This window comes from Gilvimarinus sp. F26214L (assembly GCF_054401055.1).
Genome location: NZ_JBTIYG010000001.1, coordinates 352,845 through 365,927, shown reverse-complemented (window position 1 = coordinate 365,927; position 13,083 = coordinate 352,845). Strand labels below are relative to the sequence as shown.

Below are 13,083 nucleotides of genomic sequence, written 5' to 3'. Positions count from 1 at the left end.
GCCAGTCAGACATGTCCGACCAGCAGTTCAAGGCATTGTGGGTTGAACCCACCGGCAAAGACCAGTTCGAGCAACGGATCGTCCAAAGGACCACCGACCAGCTTCCCGAGGGGGAACTGCTGGTGGATGTGCACTATTCGTCTCTTAACTTCAAGGATGCACTGTCCGCCGCCGGTCGACCGGGGGTAACGCGCGACTACCCTCACCAGCCCGGAATCGACGCAGCCGGCGTGGTCCTGGAGGACCGAAGCGGCCGCTTCCAGCCGGGCGACTCCGTTATCGTCTCTGGCTATGACCTGGGGATGAATACCGCTGGCGGTCTGGGCCAGCGAATCCGGGTTCCCGCCGGCTGGGCCGTACGCTGCCCGGACAACCTGAGCCTGAAGGAGAGCATGATCATCGGCACGGCCGGCTTCACGGCGGCTCTCTGCGTGAGCAAGCTGCTGCATATGGGTGCTGATGCCAGCGATGGCACGGTGATCGTCAGCGGTGCTACCGGAGGGGTCGGGAGTTTTAGCGTTGCCTTGTTGAATCACCTGGGATTCAAGGTTTGTGCTCTCACCGGCAAACTGGAGCAGAGTGAATGGCTCAGCAGTCTCGGTGCTCATCAGGTGCTGGACCGCGGCACTCTGTCGGATGCCACCCGGCGCCCACTCGGAAAACCCCTGTGGGCTCACGGTGTGGATTGTGTCGGCGGGGAGATTCTCAACAATATCATCAAGTCGCTGCATTACTCAGGCAGCGTCGCCGCGTGCGGGTTGACCGGCGGGACCGACTTTCACGCCAGTGTTCTCCCGTTCATCCTCCGGGGCGTGAATCTGCTGGGGGTCGATTGCGTGGAACTGCCCCTGGCCCGGAAGGAGGAGAACTGGCAGCTTCTCGCGACAGCCTTCCGGCTCCCGAATCTTGAAAGGATGGCTGAGAGCATCAGTCTGGATCAGGTGCCGGAGCATCTTACCCGTATTCTCAATGGGCACGCGGTGGGCCGCTACGTGGTTGACCTCCGCGCCTGAGGCGCGGAAATCCCCTGCGCCCACCACCTTTTGGCATGGAAAATTGTGCTTCCACTGCTCCATCCGGGCGGCAGAAAAACCGCGACTGTGTCGCGGAAATGTAGCTATGCCCGTTCCACGGTTACTGCCTACTAACTTTTTATGCACACATCGGTCGAAGTCCTGCGATCCGGCGGCAACCGTGGGGACTGATTTTTCTCCCGGGTGATTGACATTCTTAACCTATTGTTTTTTAAGAATAAATTTATAAAGAACAAATTTTATACAATCTGTAGACAGGCCTGAAATTACAGGCCTCCCGCCCTGTTTCCCAACAACTATCCACTAACTTATCCACAGTTATTGTGGAAAATGTTTCAGGCAGGTTGAGGCGACACGGATCGCTGAAATTCCCCGCAGTTGGGTTGGAATTCTGCTCAATTCGTCGAAAAATCGGTCGTATCACGCAGACCGGAAGACCCCAGCTCGGGCAGCAGCACTGCTCTGAGGCAACTGTTGGGCGGTAAAAGGAAGGAAGACACGGGAAGGAAATTGGTCGGAGCGAGAGGATTTGAACCTCCGACCCCCTCGTCCCGAACGAGGTGCGCTACCAAACTGCGCTACGCTCCGACATTTGAGATCGCGAACACGCTGTGCTGTTTTCGCGAGGCGCACATTGTACTGTAAATGGCAGGGCAGTGTTAAGATTCGCAGACGAAATTTTCTTTGCTCTCGGGTGAGACCACCGGGCCCACCGGAATTTTGAGCCGCACCCGGAGTCGCTAATGGAACGGAGGTATCCTGTGTGGCACTCCCATGAATCTCAACTGCCAGGTGCGGATGCGGCGTTGCCGGGCCGGGCCGATCCCGTGCGGGTCAGTAGCCGGCACATGGTCAACGACAATCCGATACAACCGCCTTTTCCTGCCGGCCTGCAACAGGCGGTCTTTGGGCTCGGGTGTTTCTGGGGCGCCGAGCGCCGCTTCTGGCAACTTCCCGGGGTGTTTTCGACGGCCGCCGGCTACGCCGGTGGACTGACACCGAACCCACATTACGAAGAGGTCTGTACTGGCCGAACCGGCCACGCTGAAGTGGTGTTGGTGGTCTTCGACCCGGCGCAGATCACTTACCGGGACCTGCTGAAAACGTTCTGGGAGAGCCATGATCCCACCCAGGGGATGCGGCAGGGGAACGATCGGGGAACACAGTACCGGTCGGCCATCTACACTCTGAATGCTGAACAGGCTCGCCAGGCCGAGGAGAGTCGCGAGGCGTTTCAGAAAGCACTCGCCTCGAATGGTTATTCGCCGGTCACTACCGAGATTCGGCCCCTGGAGCAGTTCTACTACGCCGAAGACTATCACCAGCAGTATCTTGCCAAAAACCCGCAGGGTTACTGCGGGCTGGGTGGCACTGGCGTGTGCTATCCGCCCGCCTGATTTCGGGTAGCGTAATCACATTCTGCAACGGCATACGGATGGAAGCATGAGGGCATCATTTGCACGGGAAGTGTCGTGGAAACGAAATATTTTGCTGGCGGCACTCTGTCTGCTGGTAATGGTCGCTTGTCGTGGGGTCGTTTCCAGCGGCGATGGCGGAGGCGACGGCAACCTGAGCTTGTGGATCGCCGATGCACCGGCAACGGGTGTGGATAGCGTGGACATTACGATCACCGGTGTTTCCTTCCAGCGCGCGGATGTTGACGACCTGGAGGTGACTCTGGATCGTCCCCTGGAAGTGGATCTTCTCGACCTGATAGAAGAGCCCGACATGCGGGAAGAGATCCTGGATATTTCGCTGCCCGAAGGCGACTACGATTCACTGACTCTGCTGCTCGACGAAACCCGCCTTTTTGTAGACGTGGAGGGGGATCGTCATCTGATGACCATACCGGATGACGAGATGGACGGGTTACAGGTGGAATTCAATGTGAACGTGGACAACGACACGGACCTGGACCTGACCATCGACTTCGACGCGCGCAAATCCCTCCGTTACCGCGGAGATAATGCGTACGAGCTCCACCCGGTTCTGCGAATCGTGCGCACCGAGCGCAGTGGCACTCTGACGGGTACCGTGGACGAAAGCCTGATTCGGGACTCGGACTGCGAGAATGGCGTCAACCATGACGAAGGCAACACCGTCTATATCTTCAGCGGCTCGGCTCCCTTCCAGGATCTGCGCGGGGACTCGGGCGACCCGGTTTCGACCGCTCTTGTGCAGCGGGAAACCAGCGGCCAATGGGAGTTCACCGCGCCTTTCCTGCCGCGCGGACGCTACAACGCGGTTTTTACCTGCGATGGCTCGGTGGACGACCCTGAACTGGACAATGAAGTCAGCATGCTGTTTAGCGAAGTCATTGAGTTCGACATCACCGCCGAAGAATCCACGACCATTGATTTTGAGGGATTTTGAGGGATTTTGAGGCCGCACCGGGCCCGGATGGCAGCGTTCTCCGCGCTGCCCGGGCTCCGGTCCGGAAGGCCTGGGCCGAACAGACTGAAAACCCTCGCTACTGATTGAACGTATCTTCCGCTTCGTCGCCGGCATCTTCAAGGCTCTCGCCGGTATCTTCCACAGCTTCATCGATGTCCTCTCCCGCTTGTTCCGCAGGGCCCTGGTCGCAGCCAAACAGGAAAAGTGTCAGAAAGGCGGGGACAAGGTATTTGAACAGGTTCATAAGCATTCCTCTTCATTCTGAGTGGATTCCGCCCATAGGGCGCTGGTTCAGGTGGAGCTATGCTTAACTCATGCCAGTACCCTTTCTGCGAAGCGGTTCCCGGACCGCGAAGGCGGCCGACTGAGAACATGCGCGCACAATGGGTGCGCCCGGAACAAAGCCGCGGGAGCAAGTTGCGTCAACACGGAAGGCGTTGTCCGGCGAGGCAATTGCAGGAACTCTAGTGAGGATTCCAAATTCTGCCGCCGGAGTTGACTACGTGGACGCCGCCATCTTTCATCTGGACCTTCCTGTTGCGATTGCTCACCTTGTTGATTTGTTGACCGCCTACGTGCTGGCGCTTCCGGTTGCCTGGGAGCGGGAACTCAGTGAACGGACCGCCGGCCTGCGCACCTTCCCCCTTGTTGCGATTGCTGCCTGCGCCTACACCATTACAGGGGTTCAGGCACTGACCTCCTCAGAAGCCGAGGCGAGGGTTATTCAGGGCCTCATAACCGGTATGGGTTTCATCGGTGGAGGAGCAATCCTGAAGGACAAAGGTATCGTGACCGGCACGGCCACCGCCGCCGGCTTGTGGAGTACGGGTGCTGTGGGGATGGCGGTGGCGCTGAAACAGATCGAGGTGGCGGTGGTGGTCAGTTTGATGACCTTCCTCACATTGCGCCTGATGTCGCGGCTGAAGCACGTCCGCGGATTTCGCAAGGAGCCCCGGGAGGACTGATTGTTTGCGCCATCTGCGACTCAGAACTTGAAAGACAGGGTCATGGACCCGAACTTGTCGCCGACTTCCTGTCCTTCGAACTCCCGCGAGCGCGCGACGAATGTGTAGGCCAGTCGATAGGATGGCGAGTTCACAACAAACCCGGCCTGCAGATCTCCCACCCATTCTACTTTGTCCACGCTGTGGCTCTGTTCGTGGGTATTTCCGTCCAGAAATATATTGCGCCCCACGTAGCGCCCACCCAGGCCGGCGAAAAGATACCAGCCGCCCCCATTGTGGGTGCGAAAAAAATTCGACCCGGGGAGACTGGGCTGCATGCGCGGTGGCCCGAAGTCCGTCCCCAATCCGCGCCCGAAGCGCAAGCTGAATCCCAGGTCGGCATGCACGAATGCATTTCCGAGGGCAAAGCCGCTATAGGGCATGAGGTCGAAGCCGAAGTTGTTGCGCGAATAGGTCCAGACCTGACGCCAGCTTTTGTGGTAATCAAACTGGAGGACAGTTTCATCCGCCAATTGGTGGTCCCAGCCCCGAGCCACGTTGACGCCCAGCCGGTTGTGAATGCTGGTTTGAAACTCCTCCGCCCTGGCTTTCGGCCCCACGACACCGACGCTTACCTTCCACGTATTCATCTCGCGTGGGTTGGCCGCCGTCAGGGAGAACCCGCCGTAAAGGTATCCGGCATAGGGCCGCTCGTCCTCCATCAACTCGGTGGTTCTCGTATTGTCGGGAGTGAAAATTTGATGGCCGAGATGAAACCCAAGGTAGATGTCGTCACCCTGTTCCACCTGGGGGAGTCTCCGGGCCCATCGCGAGGTTCGGGACGAAGCGTCGTTCCGCGCCCCCACGTAGTCGAACAGGATTCCGCTCGTGTAGTGGCGGTCAGTATTCGCGAAGGCGTCGTTTTCAAACACCAGGTTGAAAACACCGTCATCAGCCAGGGCCGGTGTGGCACAGCAAAGGGAATAGGTGAAAACAAGCAATGCTCGCGACTTCATCAATTGTTCCCCGGAATCGTGATGTGAGATTGATTGAGCGGGTGGTGCGACCGATCGAAAAGCGCTTCATCGGTCTGAACTCTGCATCAGAGCTGAACGGAAGTGCGCCTCGTGCAGCAGTGATTGGCCGGTTTACCAGACACAATCCCTGTAAGATTCACAGGCAATTTGTAGAAACCGTTCCGTTTGGCTTGGGGTTGCCGCCCTCTATTCCGGGCGCGTGCCCGCGCGTGCACGACGACCGTCTGCTCGCAACATGCCGAGGCCAGAGCAGTTCTGAAGAAGAGACGGGAGTGGCCCTTGCAAATACCATCCCTGACTGAAACTGAAGGAAAATAGAAGTGCCGAGTGGTGGACTCAGCGGCCACCACATTGGCGAATGGCACGCAATTACTTTGCAGACACAGTGACGTGAGGCTCAGATGATTGATTCGCCCCTCCTTGTTCAATTCAAAGGTTTCGTCGATGGAAGCTGGGTTGGCGCCGACAGCGGCGAGCTTGTGCAAGTCCACAATCCTGCTGACGGTGAGTTGCTCGCGGCGGTGCCCAACATGGGAAGAGTGGAAACGGATCGGGCGGTGGAGGCCGCTCGCGCGGCACTGTCCGCATCCAGCAGCCTGAAGGAGCGGACGCACTGGTTGAGCAGCATTGACCAATTGTTGCGCGACAACAAAAAGGAGCTTGGCCGCATCATCACCCTTGAGCAGGGCAAGCCCTGGCCCGAGGCCCAGGTGGAAGTGGAGTATGCAGCGGGGTTTTTCCGCTACTACGCTGAGCACCTGCACCTGCTGGAAAGCAGGGAGTTGCACGAGCGGCCGAAGAGTTGCCGTTGGAAAATTTACCCACGGCCCGTCGGTGTAGCGGCCCTGATCACTCCCTGGAACTTCCCCATCGCCATGCTGGCGAAAAAGCTTGCCGCTGCCCTGGCCGCCGATTGCAGCGCGGTGCTCAAACCCTCTGTGAAAACCCCGCTTACTGTGATTGCCTTGTGTTCCTTGCTCGAGACCGAACTTTCCCTCCCCGCCGGCAAGATCAACCTTGTTCTGGGCAGGGCCGGGCCTATTGGTGATGCTCTATGCAGCAATCCCAAGGTGTCCATGTTGAGTTTTACCGGCTCCACCCAGGTCGGGGCTTCCTTGATCGAAAAATCCGCGCCACAGGTGAAGCGCCTCGCACTTGAGTTGGGCGGCAATGCGCCTTTCGTTGTGTTTGCCGACGCCGATCTGGACGATGCGGTGGAAAACCTGGTTGCCAATAAATTTCGTGCTGCGGGACAAACCTGCGTCTGCGCCAATCGCGTGCTTGTGGAAAGCTCGGTGAGTGAGGAATTTGCCCTCCGGCTGGGTAAGAAGGTGGAACGACTCACGGTGGGCAATGGCATGGACGATGGGGTGGATCTGGGTCCCCTTATCGATGCCGAGGCCTACCGCAAGGTGCGCAACCTGCTGTTGGATGCCCTGGACAAGGGTGCCATTCCTGTAGCGGGCGTGGACCCGGGCGAATTGGCGGAAGCGCAGCCTCCGTTCTTTCCGCCGATGGTTCTCCGGGGTGTCACTGGCGCGATGGCCTGCAGTCGGGAGGAGATTTTTGGCCCTCTCATTGCGATCGCCGATTTCTTCGATGAGGAGCAGGCCGTAGCCATGGCCAACGACACCGACCGCGGTCTCGCGGCCTACGTATTTTCCGGGCAAAGCGCACGAGCGGAGCGGGTTGCCAGCCGCATTCGAGCCGGCCATGTGGGCGTCAATACGGGCACGGGGCCGACGCCCGAAGCGCCGTTCGGCGGAGTGAAAACCTCGGGCTTCGGCCGCGAGGGAGGCGTTGAAGGTCTGCACGAGTTCGTCGAGACTCAGACCATGGCAATCAGCCTTTGATTTCCGGTTCGGCTGCCAGAATCCTGGCACTGAAAACCTACCAGACAAAGCCCAGGAACAGTACGAAACAGAGCAGCCAGAGGCTGGCCGACACGATGTCCCGGCGATTGATGAAGTGGTTCCATAAACGCTCCTGGTCACGCCACCAGTGCCAGTCGGGGCGGCGCCTGAAGTAGGGGACCGGAGGGTTTTGAGTCAATCGCTTGAGGCGCAATGAAAGGTTCAGCGCCGGCGTTGTCCAGTTGTAACCGGCGGGGCGTTGCCAGCCCCGCCGCAGGGCCAGTGCCACCACTACAACCGCAAGGCCCAGGGGCCAGAGCAGCTCCCAGATCTTTCCCGCCTCCAGGGTGGGGATCAGCATTGACTGGAATGGCGGCAGCCACGGCAAGCCCAGAGGAGTCAGACAAAGCAGGGCCCAGGGGAGCACAAGCATCATCGATGGCTCGTCGCCCCCCTGTTTTTCCCGCCGCAGCAGCCAGAGGGCTCGAAACAGCAACAGGGCCGTGCCCGTGCTGGCAAAGGGGAGCAGTCCCTCCGCGAGGGCGAACGGACTTTGCGCGAGCAGGTGTTCCAGCTCGCCCTTGGCGGCGGCACCACTGGTGAGCGGGAGTCCGGAAATAGCGAGAGCGGGAACGGCGAGCAGAATCCAGTGCGCCGTGTGCAGGCGCGGCAGGCCAGCGGCCAGGAACAGAGCTCCTTTGGCGGCTCCGTGGTGGGCAGCAAACAATGCCAGCAGCAGGGCCAGGCCGGGCCCCTGTTCCGGGTAGTGCCACATGAGCGCCACGATGAGCAGGAGATAGCCCATCTGGCTCACCGAGGAGAAGGCGAGCACCGCCTTGGCGCGGTCCGTCAACAATCCCAGCGCCACTCCGTAGAACGCCGTGATCAGGGCCAGCGCCGCCAGCCAGCCGGCTGACTCCTGTAACAGGGAATCGGCACCCGGCAACGTGCGCCAGAGCCCGAAAATGCCGGCTTCAATCATGGCGCCCGAAAGGACCGCGCTCGCCGGTGATGGTGCCGCCGGGTGGGCAAGCGGGAGCCAGAAATGCAGGGGCCAGAAGCCGATCTTAATTCCGAAAGCGAACAACAGCAGCAAGGTGGTGGAGATATCGACCGGGATGCTCTGCCATACGGAAAAAGCGGTTGCACCTCCCGCGGCATGGGCTCTCATCGCCAATACCCCGAGTAGCGCCATTTCCCCGAGTATGGCCAACTGCAGATACAAACGCCCCGCGCGGCGAGCCTCCGGGCGCTCGTAGTGGAGGATCAAGGGATAGGCAGCGAGGCTCATGACCGAAAAGCCCACGTAGAAGCTGAGCGCGTCCTGAGCGATGATCAGGAGGAGATTGCCGGCAAGCGCCAGTTGCCAGCAGAGCCAGAACCGGATTCGGTGGCCATCCGCTGCCGTACTGCGGATGGCGAACACGGCCGCCGCCATCCACAGCAACGCTGAAAACGCCAGCCAGGTTCGCTCCGGTGTTTGTGCCGCCTGCCAGTGTGCGCCCTGCCACAAGTACTCGAATTGCCAGGCGGTCGGTGCGAAAAGGGCCACAAACACCGCCGGCAAGCCCGACAGCCACAGCCAGGGAATGATGCGTGGGCCAAGCAGGAGGAGGGCTGCGGCCAGTACCGGGACGCCCGGTATGAAAATGAGAATGAGGCTCTCGATCATGGGGCCCCCGAAGCGAAAGCCTGTTCGATGATGAAGCGGCTCCATCCCGAAGGGCTCAAGGCACTGCCGGCCAAAAGCCCCATCAGCAACGCCAGAGCGGCCGTAAGAACCAGTGGGAAAAGCAGCATCCAGTGGCTTTCAAGTTGCCCGGTCCAGCGATCCTCGGGCCAGTGGTCCGGGGCGGCGCCGAACCAGCCGCGATAGATCAGTGGCAGAAAATAAGCAGCGTTCAACAACCCCGATACCACCAACAACCACACCACCCAGGGTTGCCCCACTTCCAGCGCTCCCATGCTCAGATACCACTTGCTGATGAAACCTGCGATGGGGGGAATGCCGATCATGCCCAGCGCCCCTACCGTAAACGCCGACATGGTGACCGGCAGGCGTCGCCCGATGCCGTTCATCTCCCGGATACTGTGAACACCCAGGGTTTCCGAGAACACGCCGGCACAGAAGAACAGGGTGATCTTCATGACTCCCTGGTGTACCAGATGGACAAGACCGCCCACTGCGGCCAGCGGCCCGAGCAAAGTCACTCCGAGAATGATGTAGGACACCTGGCTGACAGTGGAATAGGCCAGCCGCTTCTTGATTTCTCCCTGCTGCATGGCCCGCAGCGAACCGAAGAGGATCGTGGCAGCGGCAATACCCATGAGAGACTGGGTCAGATTCAGCTCCACCAGAACCTCGGCGCCGAAGACGTCGTGGATAATACGCACAATGCCAAAGGCACCGGCCTTCACCACCGCCACCGCATGCAACAACGCACTGACCGGCGCAGGCGCCACCATCGCACGCGGCAGCCAGCCGTGCAGGGGGATGAGCGCTGCCTTCACCCCGAGCCCGGTAACCAGCAGCGCAAAGGCCACGATGAGTGTGCCGGGCGCTGAGTCCAGCAAACCGTACAGATAGCCGCCGGGGGCAAAGTCCGGGCTGCCAACCAGGGAATGCAGGAGAGCGGTTCCCATCAGCAGCAGGGTACCTCCGCCGATTGTGTAGACGAGGTAGACCCGTCCGGCTTGCAGCGCCTCGGGGGTGCCACGATGGACCACAAGGGGGTAGGTGGTGAGCGTCAGGAGTTCATAGAAAAACAGAAACGTCACCAGATTGCCGGCCAGTGCGACGCCCACGGTTGCGCTTACGCAGAGACTGAAATAACCGAAAAAACGCGATTGCAAAGGCGACGAGTGCAGATAGGCAATGGCGTAGACCGTCGTCGCCATCCACAGGACGGACGACAGGGCAACAAATTGCAGGGACAGGGCGTCGCCGTGCAAACGCAGGGGACCGTCGGGAACCAGTGGGAGCTGGAACTGGAAGTCGAGGCCCTGGCTGACGCCCCACAACATGATCCCCACCAGGATCAGCTTGGCCGCCACTCCCACAAGGTTCAAGGTGGTACGCAAAGCTTGCTGGGACTCGCGCAGAGCGAAGATCAGCAATCCCGGCACCAGGGAACTGAGGACAACCAGCAGGGGGAGCGCGTTGGTCCACTTCACAGGGTGACTCCCGACAACCAGCGAATCAGATCCTCGCCGATCAGTGCCATGGCCCAGACCAGTAGGGCGGGCAATAATGCAAACCACTGGGCCGAACGGTCCGTATGGCGGATCCGGCGAGATCCCGGCGCGCGTGAGAAGCCCAGCCCCACGGCCCGAAATACATAGGCGGCGGAGACAAACGTGCCCAGGAAGACGCCGAACGCCCAGGGCCAGTGACGGGGCTCGGTGAACATCGGCTCCAGCAGCACCCACTTGGCTAGAAAGCCTCCCGTGGGCGGCAAGCCAATCAGACTCGTTCCGGCGACCGCAAACGCAGTCATGCTCAGGGGGCTTGTCTGGGTGGCTCCGCGCAGGGCAGTGACTCTTCGGCTGCCGAGGGACTCCTGCAGGTCGCCGGCGGCAAGAAACATGGATACCTTGGCCAGACCATGGGCGAGCACAAAAAGCCACAGCGCGACGTTGTACCGCCCGTCACGCAGAAAAAGCAGCAAGCCCAGCCCCATCATGGCGTAGCCAAGTTGCGCTACGGTGGAATAAGCCACCAGCATCTTGATAAAGGGCGCCCGCCATGCGGACCAGCCGCCAACCACCAGGGCGATTGCACCTCCCAACGCGAATAGCAGGCCGATGTCCCGCCCCAGCTCCGCGGGTGCGACGTTGCTCCACAGTTCCCACAGTACGAAGAGCGGCCCCTTCACCACCAATCCCGACAGCAGGGCACTGACCGGAGTGGGGGCGTGGGTGTGGGCTTGCGGCAGCCACATGTGCAGGGGCCAGAGGGCGCCCTTGAGCATCAGCCCGGCAGTCATCAGCAAAAGAGCGATGCGGGTGGAGCTTTCGTCGCGGATGCTGTCACTGAGCACGAACATGTCCAGTACACCATAGCGGCCGTAAAGAATTGCCACGCCCATGAGGTAACACAGGGAGGCGCCCAGCGAAAGCAGCAGGTAGATCAGTGCGGGCGTATAGGCCCGGGGCCCGCTGAGTCCTACCAGGGCCACGGCCGCCAGGCTGAGAAACTCCAGGGCCACGTACACATTGAACAAATCCGCGGAGAGGATAAGCGCAACCAGCGCCGCGTGGAGAAACGCCGAAAGCGGCCAGTAAGCCTCCGCAAGCGGAGGCCGGCAGCACAGTGCGTACAAACCCACCAGCAGGTGAACGAGCGCGAAGAAAACCAGAATCAAGGCCTTGAGCGGAGTAAGCAACAACCGAATGGCCAGGGTGCTGGGCCAGCCCCCGAGGGTGAGCAACTGGCGGGCCTCGCCGCCCGTGGTGGACTGCAATGCCAGAGCCGCGGCCCCCAGGCTGAGGACGGTGGCAATCAGAACCAGCAAGCCAGCGGCGCGCGGCAAGGGGCGCAGACCCTGCAGCAATCCCAGCAGCAGCGCCGCGGCAAAAGGCAGGCTGAGGCTGAGCAGCGCGTAATTCACCGTTGATCAGGGCTCCTTCCTTTTTGCATTGCAGCGCCTTTGCGGGCGGCTTCGGATCCGTGTTGGGCACGGGCATTGGCCAGGCGAACGGCGAAGGCAGTCGCGCTGATGGAAACGACCAGACCGGTGACCACCAGCGCCTGGAGCATCGGGTCGGGCGGGTCAGTGCGTGCGGCCAGCGCCACCAGAACGAGGAACGTACCGCTGCCCATCAGATTGAAGGCAATAATCCGCCGCAGCAGGTGGTGCACCATGAGCAGTCCGTGCAGCCCGATGGCCCAGATTGCCGCGCCAATGCCGAGATAAAGAAATTCCGTGCTCACGATTGCAACTCGTCGCCTTCTTCCACCACCAGCAAGGTCAGCGCCGCAGCGACGGACAGGGTGGCAGAGACTTCGATCGCCGTAATCAGCGCCTTCGCGTAAGGCGCGGGGTAGGTCAGCCAGCCGTCGCCCAGCCAGGCGGTGCAGGCCGCAACCGAAAGAAAGAGAATGAGACAGGCGTACAGGGCTGCACGGACAGGAGCGAGGGACCAGCGCAAAGGAGGAAGAAGGTGGCCGAGGCGCAGTAGCACGGCCCCGGCAGCGATCAACGCGCCCGCCTGAAAAGCTCCGCCCGGCGCGAAGGCTCCGTGCCACAAGAGGTAGGCGCCGGTGAGCAGAACCACTGGCGCGAGTACTCGGCTCCAGGCCGCCAGCAGGGGCCACGGCGGCGGTGTTTCCGTCCCGGTCGGTCGCAGTGCTCTGAACCCGAGCACGGCCATGAGCAGCACGGCCATTTCCAGCACCGTATCCCAGGCGCGAAAGTTCAGCAGTACGGCGGTTACCTCGTAGTCGACCCCACTGCGGGGGAGTTCAGCCCGGATTAGCTGCGGAACAGTGGATGGGCCGTTCAGTGTCGGCGTCAAAGCGTACAGCAGCAGAGCAAAAATCAGCAGCGCGAGAACTGAGGCGGAGATCCGGTGGGGCCGACTGTCCCGCCGGCCGCTCGGTCGGACCTTCTGCAGGGCTGTAAACAGCAGCGCCCCGCTCAGACCGGCGCCAATTGCCGCTTCTGCCAGCGCCAGGTCCGGGGCGTCCAATCGAGCCCAGGCCAGTGCCATCAGCATGCCGAAGGCCACGAACAGGGCCAGGCTGCCAAACAGGTTGTGGCTGTAAACGCTGGCCGCTGCCAGGACCAGCAACAGAATGCCAATAATCAGGTCGACCATA

The 13,083-nt window shown here is 60.9% G+C and carries 12 protein-coding genes and 1 tRNA gene; 5 read left to right on the top strand and 8 right to left on the bottom strand.

Annotated elements, in window-relative coordinates; translation table 11 throughout:
* Nucleotides 1-11 precede the first annotated feature (11 nt).
* The gene (locus ACURWW_RS01555; RefSeq protein ID WP_445615252.1) at nucleotides 12-1,013 is read left to right on the top strand and encodes a YhdH/YhfP family quinone oxidoreductase; all 1,002 of its coding nucleotides are present in this window, start codon (nucleotides 12-14) and stop codon (nucleotides 1,011-1,013) included.
* Between the two features lie 532 nt (nucleotides 1,014-1,545).
* On the opposite strand, the gene ACURWW_RS01550 is transcribed toward ACURWW_RS01555, so the two are convergent.
* Nucleotides 1,546-1,622: transfer RNA gene (locus tag ACURWW_RS01550), tRNA-Pro, on the bottom strand.
* 155 nt (nucleotides 1,623-1,777) lie between these two features.
* Here ACURWW_RS01550 and msrA point away from each other — a divergent pair.
* A complete protein-coding gene (msrA, locus tag ACURWW_RS01545) occupies nucleotides 1,778-2,431 on the top strand; it encodes a peptide-methionine (S)-S-oxide reductase MsrA (RefSeq protein ID WP_445615251.1) in 654 nt (217 codons plus the stop codon).
* Nucleotides 2,432-2,477: 46 nt separating this feature from the next.
* Nucleotides 2,478-3,407 carry a DUF4382 domain-containing protein gene (locus ACURWW_RS01540; RefSeq protein WP_445615250.1) on the top strand — a complete coding sequence of 310 codons (930 nt, stop codon included), beginning with the start codon at nucleotides 2,478-2,480 and terminating at the stop codon, nucleotides 3,405-3,407.
* Nucleotides 3,408-3,504: 97 nt separating this feature from the next.
* On the opposite strand, the gene ACURWW_RS01535 is transcribed toward ACURWW_RS01540, so the two are convergent.
* Nucleotides 3,505-3,672 carry a hypothetical protein gene (locus ACURWW_RS01535; protein WP_445615249.1) on the bottom strand — a complete coding sequence of 56 codons (168 nt, stop codon included), beginning with the start codon at nucleotides 3,670-3,672 and terminating at the stop codon, nucleotides 3,505-3,507.
* A 223-nt stretch (nucleotides 3,673-3,895) separates the two neighbouring features.
* Here ACURWW_RS01535 and ACURWW_RS01530 point away from each other — a divergent pair, with 223 nt between their 5' ends.
* Nucleotides 3,896-4,393 carry an MgtC/SapB family protein gene (locus tag ACURWW_RS01530; RefSeq protein WP_445615248.1) on the top strand — a complete coding sequence of 166 codons (498 nt, stop codon included), beginning with the start codon at nucleotides 3,896-3,898 and terminating at the stop codon, nucleotides 4,391-4,393.
* Nucleotides 4,394-4,413: 20 nt separating this feature from the next.
* Here the strand turns inward: ACURWW_RS01530 and ACURWW_RS01525 are convergent, their stop codons facing one another.
* Nucleotides 4,414-5,388, bottom strand: coding sequence for a lipid A deacylase LpxR family protein (locus ACURWW_RS01525; RefSeq protein WP_445615247.1), 975 nt, complete (start codon nucleotides 5,386-5,388; stop codon nucleotides 4,414-4,416).
* Nucleotides 5,389-5,810: 422 nt separating this feature from the next.
* On the opposite strand from ACURWW_RS01525, the gene ACURWW_RS01520 reads away from it, so the two are divergent.
* Nucleotides 5,811-7,262, top strand: coding sequence for an NAD-dependent succinate-semialdehyde dehydrogenase (locus ACURWW_RS01520; RefSeq protein WP_445615246.1), 1,452 nt, complete (start codon nucleotides 5,811-5,813; stop codon nucleotides 7,260-7,262).
* 37 nt (nucleotides 7,263-7,299) lie between these two features.
* On the opposite strand, the gene ACURWW_RS01515 is transcribed toward ACURWW_RS01520, so the two are convergent.
* Genes ACURWW_RS01515 through ACURWW_RS01495 form a run of 5 tightly spaced genes read right to left on the bottom strand, consistent with a single transcriptional unit; the run spans nucleotide 7,300 to nucleotide 13,082 of the window.
* Complete coding sequence (locus tag ACURWW_RS01515; RefSeq protein WP_445615245.1) at nucleotides 7,300-8,934, bottom strand: complex I subunit 5 family protein; 1,635 nt, start codon at nucleotides 8,932-8,934, stop codon at nucleotides 7,300-7,302.
* The gene (locus tag ACURWW_RS01510; RefSeq protein ID WP_445615244.1) at nucleotides 8,931-10,436 is read right to left on the bottom strand and encodes a complex I subunit 5 family protein; all 1,506 of its coding nucleotides are present in this window, start codon (nucleotides 10,434-10,436) and stop codon (nucleotides 8,931-8,933) included. Before ACURWW_RS01510 ends, ACURWW_RS01515 begins: the two co-directional genes overlap by 4 nt.
* Entirely contained in the window at nucleotides 10,433-11,872 is a 1,440-nt protein-coding gene (locus ACURWW_RS01505; RefSeq protein WP_445615243.1) for a complex I subunit 5 family protein, read from the bottom strand. Before ACURWW_RS01505 ends, ACURWW_RS01510 begins: the two co-directional genes overlap by 4 nt.
* Nucleotides 11,869-12,195 carry an NADH-quinone oxidoreductase subunit K gene (locus tag ACURWW_RS01500; RefSeq protein ID WP_445615242.1) on the bottom strand — a complete coding sequence of 109 codons (327 nt, stop codon included), beginning with the start codon at nucleotides 12,193-12,195 and terminating at the stop codon, nucleotides 11,869-11,871. The genes ACURWW_RS01505 and ACURWW_RS01500 overlap by 4 nt, the downstream gene beginning before the upstream one ends.
* A complete protein-coding gene (locus ACURWW_RS01495; RefSeq protein ID WP_445615241.1) occupies nucleotides 12,192-13,082 on the bottom strand; it encodes a hydrogenase subunit MbhD domain-containing protein in 891 nt (296 codons plus the stop codon). The genes ACURWW_RS01500 and ACURWW_RS01495 overlap by 4 nt, the downstream gene beginning before the upstream one ends.
* Nucleotide 13,083: the final 1 nt, after the last annotated feature.

What these genes read in the sequence shown, in the direction of transcription:
- ACURWW_RS01555 (WP_445615252.1), top strand. Translation starts at nt 12, where the DNA reads ATGTCCGACCAGCAGTTCAAGGCATTGTGGGTTGAACCCACCGGCAAA.
- msrA (WP_445615251.1), top strand. Translation starts at nt 1,778, where the DNA reads ATGGAACGGAGGTATCCTGTGTGGCACTCCCATGAATCTCAACTGCCA.
- ACURWW_RS01540 (WP_445615250.1), top strand. Translation starts at nt 2,478, where the DNA reads ATGAGGGCATCATTTGCACGGGAAGTGTCGTGGAAACGAAATATTTTG.
- ACURWW_RS01535 (WP_445615249.1), bottom strand. Translation starts at nt 3,672, where the DNA reads ATGAACCTGTTCAAATACCTTGTCCCCGCCTTTCTGACACTTTTCCTG.
- ACURWW_RS01525 (WP_445615247.1), bottom strand. Translation starts at nt 5,388, where the DNA reads ATGAAGTCGCGAGCATTGCTTGTTTTCACCTATTCCCTTTGCTGTGCC.
- ACURWW_RS01520 (WP_445615246.1), top strand. Translation starts at nt 5,811, where the DNA reads ATGATTGATTCGCCCCTCCTTGTTCAATTCAAAGGTTTCGTCGATGGA.
- ACURWW_RS01515 (WP_445615245.1), bottom strand. Translation starts at nt 8,934, where the DNA reads ATGATCGAGAGCCTCATTCTCATTTTCATACCGGGCGTCCCGGTACTG.
- ACURWW_RS01495 (WP_445615241.1), bottom strand. Translation starts at nt 13,082, where the DNA reads ATGGTCGACCTGATTATTGGCATTCTGTTGCTGGTCCTGGCAGCGGCC.